Raw genomic sequence first — 12634 nt, 5'->3', positions numbered from 1 at the left:
GGGGGCGCGCCCGCGGTCCGGCCGGGCGGGGGCTCGGGCCGCCGCCCCCCCGGGGCCCCGCGGGGGGGGGGGGCCGGCGCGGGGGCCCCGGGGGGGGCGCCCGCCCCCCGCGCGGCGCGGGGCCCCGGCGGGGGCGGACCACCCCCGCCGGGCCCCGTGCCGGCCCGGACCTCAGCCGAACTGCTGCTCCAGGTCCTTCAGTTTGCGCTCCAGGGAATCCAGCCGCGGAATGGTCTGCGTGTCGTCCTCCGCGGTCAGGTCCACCGTGCGCGGCTCACGCCCGCCGCCGGACCGGCCGGTCACCGCCTGCAGGGAGGGCCGCTGGGGCGGCGGGAGCTGTTCCGGCTCCGCTATGGCGGGCTCCGCGCCGGAGGGCGCGGAGCCGGGACCCGGGGTGAGGCCGGGGAGGTCGAGCTGACGGCCGCGGGAGCGCCCGAAGGCCCGGTTCTGCCGACCCAGCGCCTTGATGTGCGCCCGCTCCAGACGCTGCTGCTCGCGGCGCCGCTGCCGCTCCTGCGTCTTCTCCCGCTTGTCCTCGCGCACCTCCTCCACGGCCTCGTCGAGGCTGCGGACCCCTTCCAGCAGCATCAGGGACCAGGCACCGAAGGTCTCCCGGGGGGCCCGCAGCCAGCGGACCATCCGGATCTGTGGCAACGGCCTGGGGATCAGGCCCTGTTCGCGCAGGGCCGCCCGGCGGGTCTGCTTCAGAGCCCGGTCGAAGAGCACCGCCGCCGACAGGGACATGCCCGCGAAGAACTGCGGGGCCCCGTCGTGACCCATCCCGCGCGGGGCGTGCACCCAGTTGAACCAGGCGGCGGCCCCCGCGAACATCCACACCAGCAGCCGGGAACCGAGCGCGGCGTCGCCGTGGCTGGCCTCGCGGACGGCGAGCACCGAGCAGAACATGGCGGCGCCGTCGAGACCGAAGGGGACCAGGTACTCCCAGCCACCGGAGAGGTTGAGGTTCTGGCGGCCGAAGCCGACCAGTCCGTGGAAGGAGAGCGCGGCGGCCACCGCGGCACAGCAGAACAGCAGCACGTACGAGGCGGTGCCGTAGACGGCCTCCTTGCGGCGCCGGCGCTCCTCGCTGCGCTCCCAACTGTCCTCGGCCGCGGCCTTGTCGCCCTCGCGCCTGCCCCGGGCCAGCACCGCCACTGCCGCAAGCACGCCCAGGATCAGCAGGCTGCCGGGCAGCAGCCAGTCCAGCGATATGTCGGTCAGTCTCATCCGGTGTCCCTCGCCTCGCGTCTGCGGCTTGCCGGCGCCATAGTGGCGGACCGGGGCAGGGGCGCAGGGCCGTTTCGGGGCAAGTGGACGCCTTCGTGGGTTGGCGCCCTCCGGATAGGGTGATCTGGGCCGAACGGCCGTGCGGCGAGGGGAATTCCCGTTCGAGGAAAAGCCACTCTCCGGGGTGGCGTGACCCTCGGCTCCGCTAGCCGGCGGCCTCCGCGGACAGCCGTGCGATCCGCTCGGCGTCGCAGGTGCGGGGACAGGTGGTGCAGGTGTCCTCGGGGCGGATCGTGTAGAAGAAGCAGCAGCTGGCCCGGTCCCGGGTCGGCAGCGGGGTGCCGTCCTCGGCCGTGAGGGTGCGGAATCCCGCCCCGCCCGTGTACGGGGCCGTGGCGCCGGGGAGCAGTAGTTCCAGCTCGGCGCGGGCGCGGTCCTCCTCGCCCAGCAGCCCGCCGATGTACCAGAGGCTCTCGGCCACCTCGTCGGTGGCCATGCCCCACAGGGCCCGCGGGCCGCGCCGCATTCGGGGCCGGAAGCCCTCCAGCACCGGTCCGAGGTGACGGGACACCGCTGCCCGCACCTCGTCCCGCAGCGCGTTCTCGTCCGGCACCACCCGGGCCCCCGGCAGCAGTGCCGCGGGATCCCCGGGGAGGCAGGCGAAGGAGCCGGTCCGCACCGACATCACCCCGCGCGTCCGGTGGTAGGACACCGCGTCCACCGGCAGCTCGGGCACCCGGCGCTCCAGGAACCAGGGCACCGTGAAGAGCAGGCACACCGGCCACGCGTACCGGTGGAGGCCGAAGCTCGCCACCACGTCCGGGCGGGCCCGCCGGCCGTAGTCCCGGAGCACCTGCTCGTCGTCCCAGGCCAGGAAGGCGTCGAGGGCGGCGCCCCCGTGCGCCAGCGCGTCCGCGCCGACCCACCCCACACCGCGAGGGGAGGGTTCGTCCGCGGAGCGCTCCACGACCTTCAGTCCCGGATACGCCGCGGCCATGCGGGCGTACGCGTCCGCCACCGGAGAGCCGGCCGGGGCGGAGGCTACGGGAGGCAGGGTCGTGACGGTCATGCGGGACCACCGAATCGCACGCAAGCTCGGACAGGTAAGCCTTACCTTAGCTGAAGATCTCCGGATGTCATCCGTCCGGTCGCCTATCCTTCGGGGGTGCACAGCGAAGCATCGGTCCCCGGCCCCCGGGTGACGCGCCACTCGGTGCGCGGACAGGTGCTCGAAGCGCTCCGCGCCGCCCTCGTCGACGGCGACCTCGCCCCCGGCGAGATCTACTCCGGCCCCGCCCTCGGCGAGCGCTTCGGGGTCTCCGCCACGCCCGTGCGCGAGGCCATGCAGCAACTGGCCCTCGAAGGCGCCGTGGAATGCCTGCCCAACCGGGGCTTCCGGGTGATCGGCCGCACCGCCCGCGAACTGGCCGAGCTGGCCGAGGTGCGGGCCCTCCTGGAGGTGCCCGTGATGCTGCGGCTGGCCCGGACCGCCCCCGCCGCCGCCTGGACCGCGCTGCGCCCCGCCGCCGCCGCGACCACCGCCGCGGCCGCCGAGGGCGACCTGCCCGGCTACGCCGAGGCCGACCGGGCCTTCCACCGGGCGGTGCTGGCCCTGGCGGGCAACGCCCAGCTGGTGCAGGTGGCCGAGGACCTGCACCGCAGGGCCCAGTGGCCCGCGCCGGACCGGCCGCGGGTGCGCCGGGCCGACCTGATCGCGGACGCGGCCGAGCACTCGGCCCTCCTGGAGGCCCTGATCGCCCAGGACCTCCCGGTGGTCGAGTCCCTGGTGCGGGAGCACTTCACGGGGGCCGTGGACGCCCCGGGCGCCGTCGCCTGACGGACCACCCGGGGCGCCCGGCTCCCGGGTCCCGCCGGGGCCCGGGAGCCGTCACCACAGGGCGCGGTATATACGGGCCCACGGTCGCGGCCGCTCCGCCTCCCTCACTCCCGCCTCCGAGTACCGCCCGGTGAGCAGGGACCAGTCGCGGGTGGCCCGCATCCAGTCCTCCATGCAGCGCACCAGGCCGTCCACGGCGGCCCGCTCCTGCTCGGTGAGGCCGTGCGCCCGGCAGAGCGCCGGCACGTCCGCGGCGTGGGCCGTGAACTCGGTGACCCGTACCCCGGCCATCCGGACGGCCTCCGCGGCCGCCTCCTCCGTGGTGCAGCCGGTGGCCTCCTGGAGCACCGGCACGATGTTGTGGAACTCCCCGGAGGCGGTCTCCTTCCCCAGCGAGGCCAGGTCGTTGGTGAGGGCGACCACCTCGCTGCTCAGATCGGCCATGGCGGTCAGCGCGGGGGAGCGCCGGACCCGGTCGGGGACCTCGGCCCGGGTCAGCCGCTCCACCAGGTCGAAGCAGGAGTCCGTGCCGATGGTGGCCCGCCGCACGGCCATGTACCGGGCCGGGGCGGGCGGCCCGCTGCCGTCCCGGTCCGCGGCCTCGCCGGCGTACCCGCCGATGAAGCGGGTCCAGCTCTCCCGGTGCCGGTGCCGCCACTGCGGGGACATCCCCCGCACCGACCGCTCCCACAGTTCCCGGAAGGTGTCCTTCAGCGGGTCGGGCGGCCCGGTGGGGGGCCCGCCGTCCATGACGGCCACGGTGGCCGCGGCGATGGCCGCCACCCGCCCGGGATCGCGCCCCAGCGGGCTGTCGAACTGGTCGTCGAAGACGAAGTACCACCCCATCCAGTCGGTCATGAGGTCGAGGGCCTCCCCCGTGGCGAAGGGGTAGGCGCGGGCCGCCAGCTGGTCCAGCCGCAGCACGTCGTACGCACGCAGATCCCGGGCGGACAGCAGGTCGCGCTGCCGCATCCACCGGAGGTGCCGCCGCCGGGCCCGCTCCACGTCGGGGCTGACCCGTTCGGGGAAGGGCAGGTCCAGCAGGTGCAGGTGGCCGCGGGTGTCGAGCGGATTCTTCCGCATGGTGCTCATCGGCTGCTCAGCCGTATGCCGAGCCGCCGCGGGCGCAGGATCGTCGCCAGTCGGGCGGGCCTGAGGTCCGCGCCGGGGGCGACGGCCAGGTTCCAGCGGCGGACCACGCTCGCCAGGGCCATGGCCGTCTCGCCGAGCGCGAAGGTGTCGCCGATGCACTTGCGCGCACCGCCGCCGAAGGTGGAGAAGGCGCCGCGCGGCATTCTCGCGGCCCGTTCCGGTTCCCAGCGGTCCGGGTCGAAGGCGTCGGGCCGCTCGAAGAGGTCGGCCCGGCGCTGGACCACGTAGGGGCTGAAGACCACCGTGGAGCCCGCCGGGATCCGACGGCCGGCCATCTCGGTGCCGGTGCCCGTGGTGACCCGGGTGAGGAGCCAGCCGGCCGGGTAGAGCCGCATGGTCTCGTTGAGGACCTGGCGGGTGTAGGCCAGGTCGGGGACGTCCGCCCAGGTGACCGGGCGGTCGCCGAGCACCCGGTCGACCTCCTCCTGGATCCGGCGCATCGCCTCGGGGTGCTGCGCCAGCAGGCCGCAGGCCCAGGTCAGGGTGGCCGCGGAGGTCTCGGAGCTGGCGGTGAGGAGGTTGGTCATCTGGTCGTGGAGCTCGGTGGGGGTGGGCTCACGGCCCATGCTGCCGCCCGAGGCGAGCACGATCGACAGCACGTCGCCGTGGTCCTTGCCGGTGGCCCGGTACTCCGTGACCAGCTCGTCGATGACCTTGTGTAGGTCCGCGATGGCCGCGGCGTAGCGGGTCTTCCCGGGGGTGGGGACCTTCTGGAGCGGTCCGGGCACCAACATCCGGGCGAAGATGCTGCCCAGCATGACGTCCAGGGCCCGCTCGATCCGTTCGGCGGTCTCGTCGGCTATCTCGGTGGAGAACAGGGCGCGCACCGCGGTCCCGAGGGTGAAGCGGTACCAGGTGCTGAAGGCGTCGATGACGACCCCGTCGTACCAGGACTCCTGGAGGGGGCCGAGACGGTCCTCGACGGCCGTGCCGTACTGCTCCAACCGCTCGGGGCGGAAGGCGGGCTGGAGCAGGCGGCGCTGGGCGCGGTGGTCGGCGTGGGGGCAGGCTCCCAGGCCGTTCCCGAGGAAGTCGCGGGCCTTCTCGTAGAGGAGTCCGCCCTTGTCGAAGGTGCGGTCGTCCGCCAGGACCTGGTGCAGCAGGTCCTGGTGGCAGGGGACGTAGGCGGGCTGCGGGCCGAGCCGGATCTCGACCAGGTCTCCGTACCGGGGGAGTTCGGAGAGGAACTCCAGGGGACGGCGCAGCAGCTGCCGTCCGTGGCCGACGAGGGGGAGCGCCCCGGGTGCGGTCCCCGCGGTGTACTGCGTCTTCGCTGACATGCCTGGCAGGGTGCCCATCGGTCACCGAGTCACAAACACTGGCCCCGCGGCGCATCGTTGTCTGGTATAGGAGCACAGTGCACCCGAGCGCCCCCGGATCCCGGGTGGCGCTCCCTCGAAGGAGGCCCTCCGGAACGCGCCCGGACCGCTCCCCGAGGTGGACGGGAGGGAGTTCCCGCAGGTCACGAGGGGTGTCGTGGGAGGTAGGGGTTCGGTTCCCGGATACGGCGAAGGGCCGGTCCCGTACGCGATGACGGAACCGGCCCTTCCGGAAAACCCCGAGGAGTGCGCTCAGGCAGTGGACGGCCGGAGACTGGCCGCCAGCCAGGTCGGCACCCCGCCCAACAGGTGGACGAGCCGCCGGGCCTCGGCCCGCAGTCGCCCCGCCTCCGGCTCCTCCTCGGCCTCGGCCAGGGCCGCGAGGGCCGGGGCCGTGCCGATGAGGTAACCCAGCTCCTCCCGGAGCCGCAGGGACTGCGCGAAGCCGTTGCGGGCCTCGGCCATCTCCCCGTCCCGCAGGGCGAGCCCGGCGAGGTGGCGCCAGGTGAAGGAGAGCAGCAGATGGTCCCCGTGGGCGGCGGCCGCGGTGTGCGAGCGCCGGTAGGCCGCCCGGGCCGCCTGCGCGGAGCCGGCGATGTTCTCGGCGACCAGACCCCGTCGGAAGTCCAGCAGCGCCCGCCGCGGCGAGGTGGGCGAGATCAGCGCGGCCGCCCGGCCCAGTGCCGAGCGGGCCTCGTCCGAGCGGTCCCGGACCCCGAGCAGGGTGGCGGCGTAGGCGAGGTACCCGCGTTCGCACGCGGCCTCGCCGCGCTCGTCGTCGGTGCCCGCGACGGCCTCGGCGGCCCGCAGGGCGTCCTCGGCCTCCGTCCAGCCGGCCTCCGTGTACAGGCAGCGCTCGATCAGGAGCGCGGCCCGTTGCAGGGCGGGACCGGGGGCCGTCGCGTGCGGTTCGAGCAGCGCCGCCGCATCGGTCCAGCAGCCGCGTGACCGCAGCCGCCATATCGCCCGCTGGAGGGGGTCTTCGCCCCCGGCCGTTCCGGCACTCGACATGGCGGTGTCCGCCACATTGCCCTCCCCAAAGCGCGTCTTTGAGCCCTGGGGCGAATCCCAGCACACCCCGGCTCGATCGGCCAAGGGGTCAGGTGAACCCTTTCACAAAGTCTCGGACGGACCATGTGATCATCTGTCAGGTGCCGGACGGGGCCGGAGGGCCCGCTGTCAGCTCATCCGCAGGGCGAGAAAGAAATCGAGCTTGTCCTCCAGGCGCGACAGGTCCCGCGCCGTCAACTGCTCGATTCGCCCGACACGGTAGCGCAGGGTGTTGACGTGGAGGTGCAGGCGGGTGGCGCAACGGGTCCAGGAACCGTCGCAGTCCAGGAACGCCTCCAGGGTCGGGATGAGCTCCGCGCGGTGCCGCCGGTCGTAGTCCCGCAGCGGGTCCAGCAGCCGCGCCGTGAAGGCCCGGCGGACGTCGTCGGGGACGAAGGGCAGCAGCAGCACGTGCGAGGCCAGCTCGTGGTGCCCGGCGGCACAGACCCGCCCGGGGCGGGCCGCGGCCACCCGGCGGGCGTGCCGGGCCTCCTCCAGGGCCCCGCGCAGGCCCTCCGCGGAGTGCACCGCGGCGCTCACGCCGAGCGTCAGGCGGCCGTCCTCGGCCAGACCGGCCGCCAGGGGCTCCCGGACCACCGCGAGGAGCTCGTCGGCGTGCAGGGCGCGGTCCGGCTGCCCCTCGGCCCCCAGGGCGGGCAGCGGCACCAGGGCGATGGCCTCGTCGGCCGCGTGGGCCACCGCGATCCGGTCCGAGGGCTCCGGGCCGGAGGCCGCCGGGTCCACCAGGATCTCCTCCAGCAGCGACTGGGCCACCGGACCGCCGGGCACCTCCCCGCCCGCCCAGTCCACCCGGGCCACGACGACCTGCCAGTGCGGGGCGGAGCCCAGGCCGGGCAGCAGCACCGGGGCGGCGACCCGCAGCCGGGCCGCGATCTCGGCGGGCGGGGCGCCGGTCTGCACCAGCTCCAGCACCTCCTGGGCCAGGCGGCGACGGACCGTGCGGGCGGCGTCCCGGCGGTCCCGCTCCACGGCGATCAGCTGGGTGACGCCCTGGAGCAGGTCCAGCCGCTCCGCGGGCCAGTCCCCGGCGTCCGCCTCCACGGCCAGCAGCCAGTCCGAGAGCACCGTCTCGCGCACGTCCCGCACGGTGGCGGCGCTGCCGCGGCCCGCTCCCTTGATCGGGAACAGCGAGTAGGTAATACCCTGGACGGAGATCCGGTGCGGACCCCGGCGACCGGTCCGGACCGCCGCCAGGTGCTCCCCGGCCAGTGCCGCGCACACGCCGGGCGCCAGCGGCTCTCCGGCCCCCGCGATCTGCCGGCCCGTGGGGGAGAGCACCCAGGCGCGCAGATCGAGGTCGGTGGTGAGCAGATCCAGCACCACGTCCGGTCCGCCGCCGGCGGGACCCGAGGTCATCAGCCGGCGGTGCCGGTCCACCACGGCCGCGAGGTCCCCCGCGCGCTCCCCGGACACCTGCCGGACCACGTACTCGGTGATGGTGGCGAATGCAACGTCCTCGTTCACCGCGAACAGCGGCAGGCGGTTGCGGCGGCAGGCCGAAACGAGGTCGTCGGGGATGTCCCCGAGCTCCGCCTCGCCCGCCGCGAGCCCCGCCACGCCCGCCCCGGCGAGGATTCGTACGAACGGCTCGGAGTCGGCCGGATTCTTGCGCCAGGCAAGTCCGGTCAGCACCAATTCTCCTCCGGAGAGGTATCGGCTGGGGTCCCTGAGGTCGGTGGTCATCACGCCGCGGACCGTCCGGTCGAGCTCCTCCTCGCCGCCCAGGAGCCGCAGGCCCAGGGCCTCGGTTTCCAGCAGTGCGCGCAGCCTCATGGGGTCGCCGCCGATCTGTCTCGATGTTGCCGTTGAAAATCGGAGAGGCCCCGCGGCCTCCCCTTTCATACGAATCTACAAGACGAGGGAGCCGCCCAGCCAACTGCTTCATGGTTTCGGTGACTGCACCCGCGGAGCGGCGGCTTGTGTACTGGCTCCACACCGCGTTAACAGCACGTGAACGACCAGTCGAGGGGCTTTGGCCCTCCTGGCTTGAAGTGAACGACCCGATTAAGAAGAAGAGAGCCGACATGGACTTCCTTCGCCCCGCCAGCTGGGAGGAGGCGCTCGCCGCTAAGGCAGAGCACCCCACAGCTGTGCCGATTGCGGGTGGCACCGACATCATGGTCGAGATCAATTTCGACCACCGCCGTCCGGAGTACCTCCTCGACCTCAACCGCATCGGGCTGCTGCGGGAGTGGGAGGTAGGCGAGGAGGTCACCCGGATCGGTGCCTCCGTCCCGTACACCCAGATCATCGAGAACCTCCGCGCCACGGTGCCGGGGCTCGCGCTCGCCTCGCACACGGTCGCGTCCCCGCAGATCCGCAACCGCGGCGGTGTCGGCGGCAACCTGGGCTGCGCCTCGCCGGCCGGTGACTCGCACCCGGCCCTGCTGGCCGCGGGCGCCGAGGTCGAGGTCGAGTCGGTGCGCGGCACCCGCATGATCCCGATCGACGAGTTCTACACCGGCGTCAAGCGCAACGCGCTGGCCCCGGACGAGCTGATCAAGACCGTCCACGTGAAGAACGCCGGTGGACCCCAGCAGTACTCCAAGGTCGGCACCCGCAACGCGATGGTCATCGCGGTCTGCGCCTTCGGCCTCGCCCTGCACCCGGAGACCCGTACGGTCCGCACCGGCATCGGCTCCGCCGCGCCGACCCCTATCCGGGCCAAGGCCGCCGAGGAGTTCCTGAACGCCGCGCTGGAAGAGGGCGGCTTCTGGGACAACGGCAAGGTGATCACCCCCTCGATCGCGAAGCAGTTCGGCGAGCTCGCCTCCGGCGCCTGCAACCCGATCGACGACGTCCGCGGCACGGCGAAGTACCGCCGTCACGCGGTCGGCATCATGGCTCGCCGCCAGCTCGTCTGGACCTGGGAGCAGTACCGCGGCACCAACGGCCGCCCGCTGGAAGGAGCTGCGTAACATGCGCGTCAATTTCACCGTCAACGGCCGCCCGCAGGAAGCGGACGACGTCTGGGAGGGCGAGTCCCTCCTCTACGTCCTGCGCGAGCGCATGGGCCTGCCCGGTTCCAAGAACGCCTGTGAGCAGGGCGAGTGCGGTTCCTGCACCGTCCGCCTGGACGGCGTGCCGGTGTGTTCCTGCCTGGTCGCCGCCGGACAGGTCGAGGGTCGCGACGTCGTGACCGTCGAGGGCCTGGCCGACTTCGCCAAGCAGCGCGAGGAGCACGGCCACGGCTGCGGCACCGGTGCCTGCGGGGGCGGCGCCAAGGGCGTCTCCACCGACGAGGCCAAGCGCTGGGCCGCCAAGCCCGGTGACTCGCAGACCGGCGAGGGCGTGGAGCTCTCCCCGATCCAGCAGGCGTTCATCGACGCGGGCGCCGTCCAGTGCGGCTTCTGCACCCCGGGTCTGCTGGTCCAGGCCGACGCGCTGCTGGAGCAGAACGCGTCCCCGTCCGACCAGGACATCCGTGAGGCCCTGTCCGGCAACCTCTGCCGCTGCACGGGCTACGAGAAGATCCTCGACGCGGTCCGCCTGGCGGCCGCCCGTCAGACTGAGGCGGTCTGATCATGGCCAACACCCGCACCGTACCGTCGGGTACGCCGACCAACGTCACCCAGAAGCACAACAAGGGCGGCATCGGCGAGTCCACGCTCCGGCCGGACGGCACCCTGAAGGTGACCGGCGAGTTCGCGTACTCCTCCGACATGTGGCACGAGGACATGCTGTGGGGCCAGACCCTGCGCAGCACCGTGGCCCACGCGGAGATCGCGAGCATCGACATCTCCGAGGCGCTGGCCATGCCGGGCGTCTACTCGGTCCTCACCTACGCGGACCTCCCCACGGAGGTGAAGAACTACGGCCTGGAGATCCAGGACACCCCCGTGCTCGCCAACGGCCGGGTCCGCCACCACGGTGAGCCGGTCGCGCTCGTGGCCGCCGACCACCCGGAGACGGCCCGTCGCGCCGCCGCGAAGATCAAGATCGACTACAAGGAGCTGCCGCTCGTCACGGACGAGGCCTCCGCCCTCGCCGCCGACGCGCCGCTGATCCACGAGGGCCGCGATGACCACCACTCCGGTCACGTCCCGCACCCGAACATCGTGCACCGCCAGCCGATCATCCGCGGCGACGCCGCGGAGGCCGCGAAGCGCGCCGACGTCATCGTCACCGGCGAGTACACCTTCGGCATGCAGGACCAGGCCTTCCTCGGCCCCGAGTCCGGCCTGGCCGTGCCCGGCGAGGACGGCGGCGTCGACCTGTACGTCGCCACCCAGTGGCTGCACTCGGACCTCAAGCAGATCGCCCCCGTCCTCGGCCTGCCCGAGGAGAAGGTCCGCATGACGCTCTCCGGCGTCGGCGGTGCCTTCGGCGGCCGCGAGGACATCTCCATGCAGATCCACGCCTGCCTGCTGGCCCTCGCGACCAACAAGCCGGTCAAGATGGTCTACAACCGCTTCGAGTCCTTCTTCGGGCACGTGCACCGCCACCCGGCGAAGCTCTGGTACGAGCACGGCGCCACCAAGGACGGCAAGATCACGCACATGAAGTGCCGGATCGTGCTGGACGGCGGCGCCTACGCCTCGGCCTCCCCGGCCGTGGTCGGCAACGCCTCCTCCCTCTCCGTCGGCCCGTACGTCATCGACGACGTCGACATCGAGGCGATCGCGCTCTACACCAACAACCCGCCCTGCGGCGCCATGCGCGGCTTCGGCGCGGTCCAGGCCTGCTTCGCCTACGAGGCGCAGATGGACAAGCTCGCGGCCAAGCTGGGCATGGACCCGGTGGAGTTCCGCCAGCTCAACGCCATGGAGCAGGGCACGATCATGCCCACCGGCCAGGTCGTGGACTCCCCGGCCCCGGTCGCCGAGCTGCTGCGCCGGGTCAAGGCCCGCCCGCTGCCGCCGGAGCGCCAGTGGGAGACCGCCGGCGAGGGCGCGGACGTCCGCGCGCTGCCGGGCGGCCTGTCCAACACCACCCACGGCGAGGGCGTCGTCCGCGGCGTCGGCTACGCGGTCGGCATCAAGAACGTCGGCTTCTCCGAGGGCTTCGACGACTACTCCACCGCCCGCGTGCGGCTGGAGGTCATCAACGGCGAGCCCGTCGCGATGGTCCACACGGCCATGGCGGAGGTCGGTCAGGGCGGCGTCACCGTGCACGCCCAGATCGCCCGCACCGAGCTCGGCGTCACGCAGGTCACCATCCACCCCGCCGACACCCAGGTCGGCTCCGCCGGTTCCACGTCCGCCTCCCGGCAGACGTACATGACCGGTGGCGCGGTGAAGAACACCTGCGAGGCCGTCCGCGACAAGCTGCTGGAGATCGGCCGCCGCAAGAACGGCTCCTACCACCCGGCCTGGGCCCACGCCGAGCTCCTCCTGGAGGGCGGCAAGGTCGTCACCGACGGCGGGGAGGTGCTCGCCGACATCGCCGACATCCTGGAGGACGAGGCGATCGACCTGGAGCTGGAGTTCCGGCACCGTCCGACGGTCGCCTTCGACCTGAAGACCGGCCAGGGCGACGGCCACGTCCAGTACACCTTCGCCGCGCACCGCGCGGTGGTGGAGGTGGACACCGAGCTCGGCCTCGTCAAGGTCGTCGAGCTGGCCACCGCCCAGGACGTCGGCAAGGCCCTGAACATGCTCTCCGTGGTCGGCCAGATCCAGGGTGGCACCACCCAGGGCCTGGGCGTGGCGGTCATGGAAGAGATCATCGTGGACCCGAAGACCGCGAAGGTGCGCAACCCCTCCTTCACGGACTACCTGATCCCGACCATCCTCGACACCCCGACCATCCCGGTCGACGTCCTGGAGCTGGCCGACCCGAACGCGCCGTACGGTCTGCGCGGTCTCGGCGAGGCGCCCACCCTGTCCTCCACCCCGGCCGTCCTCGCGGCGATCCGGGCGGCGACGGGCCTGGAGCTCAACAAGACGCCGATCCGTCCCGAGGCCCTCACCGGGACCCTCTAGGGATCACCGACTCTCCGGGCGGTGTGACATGGGAACGTCACACTTCACCGCTCACACCGCCCGGAGCACCGAAGTGCCGCACCGCTCGCGGACCGCTTCAACCC

10 protein-coding genes are annotated in these 12634 nt (G+C 73.3%); 4 read left to right on the top strand and 6 right to left on the bottom strand.

From position 1 onward, the window contains the following. Positions 1-171 precede the first annotated feature (171 nt). Both ABTZ17_RS23680 and ABTZ17_RS23675 read right to left on the bottom strand, forming a co-directional pair. The gene (locus ABTZ17_RS23680; protein ID WP_352197695.1) at positions 172-1227 is read right to left on the bottom strand and encodes a DUF2637 domain-containing protein; all 1056 of its coding nucleotides are present in this window, start codon (positions 1225-1227) and stop codon (positions 172-174) included. A 205-nt stretch (positions 1228-1432) separates the two neighbouring features. After that, positions 1433-2296, bottom strand: a complete 864-nt coding sequence (locus tag ABTZ17_RS23675; protein ID WP_352197694.1) for a (2Fe-2S)-binding protein — start codon at positions 2294-2296, stop codon at positions 1433-1435. Positions 2297-2392: 96 nt separating this feature from the next. On the opposite strand from ABTZ17_RS23675, the gene ABTZ17_RS23670 reads away from it, so the two are divergent. Then, positions 2393-3064, top strand: a complete 672-nt coding sequence (locus ABTZ17_RS23670; protein ID WP_352197693.1) for a GntR family transcriptional regulator — start codon at positions 2393-2395, stop codon at positions 3062-3064. 51 nt (positions 3065-3115) lie between these two features. On the opposite strand, the gene ABTZ17_RS23665 is transcribed toward ABTZ17_RS23670, so the two are convergent. From ABTZ17_RS23665 to ABTZ17_RS23650, 4 genes are all read right to left on the bottom strand, one after another. Then, on the bottom strand, positions 3116-4156 hold the full coding sequence (locus ABTZ17_RS23665; protein WP_352197692.1) for a terpene synthase family protein: 1041 nt from the start codon (positions 4154-4156) through the stop codon (positions 3116-3118). Beyond that, the gene (locus ABTZ17_RS23660) at positions 4153-5496 is read right to left on the bottom strand and encodes a cytochrome P450 (RefSeq protein ID WP_352197691.1); all 1344 of its coding nucleotides are present in this window, start codon (positions 5494-5496) and stop codon (positions 4153-4155) included. Before ABTZ17_RS23660 ends, ABTZ17_RS23665 begins: the two co-directional genes overlap by 4 nt. Positions 5497-5787: 291 nt before the next feature. After that, a complete protein-coding gene (locus ABTZ17_RS23655) occupies positions 5788-6561 on the bottom strand; it encodes a hypothetical protein (protein WP_352197690.1) in 774 nt (257 codons plus the stop codon). 153 nt (positions 6562-6714) lie between these two features. Continuing rightward, complete coding sequence (locus ABTZ17_RS23650) at positions 6715-8379, bottom strand: PucR family transcriptional regulator (RefSeq protein ID WP_352197689.1); 1665 nt, start codon at positions 8377-8379, stop codon at positions 6715-6717. Between the two features lie 251 nt (positions 8380-8630). Between ABTZ17_RS23650 and ABTZ17_RS23645 the strand changes: the two genes are divergently transcribed. Genes ABTZ17_RS23645 through pucD form a run of 3 tightly spaced genes read left to right on the top strand, consistent with a single transcriptional unit; the run spans position 8631 to position 12530 of the window. After that, a complete protein-coding gene (locus ABTZ17_RS23645; RefSeq protein ID WP_352197688.1) occupies positions 8631-9524 on the top strand; it encodes an FAD binding domain-containing protein in 894 nt (297 codons plus the stop codon). A gap of 1 nt (position 9525) precedes the next feature. Further along, a complete protein-coding gene (locus ABTZ17_RS23640) occupies positions 9526-10128 on the top strand; it encodes a (2Fe-2S)-binding protein (RefSeq protein WP_352197687.1) in 603 nt (200 codons plus the stop codon). 2 nt (positions 10129-10130) lie between these two features. Further along, positions 10131-12530, top strand: coding sequence for a xanthine dehydrogenase subunit D (gene pucD, locus ABTZ17_RS23635; RefSeq protein ID WP_502994810.1), 2400 nt, complete (start codon positions 10131-10133; stop codon positions 12528-12530). Positions 12531-12634 lie beyond the last annotated feature (104 nt).

This window comes from Streptomyces sp. NPDC097619 (assembly GCF_040302735.1).
Classification (GTDB): domain Bacteria; phylum Actinomycetota; class Actinomycetes; order Streptomycetales; family Streptomycetaceae; genus Streptomyces.
This window is presented reverse-complemented; position numbering and strand designations above follow the sequence as displayed.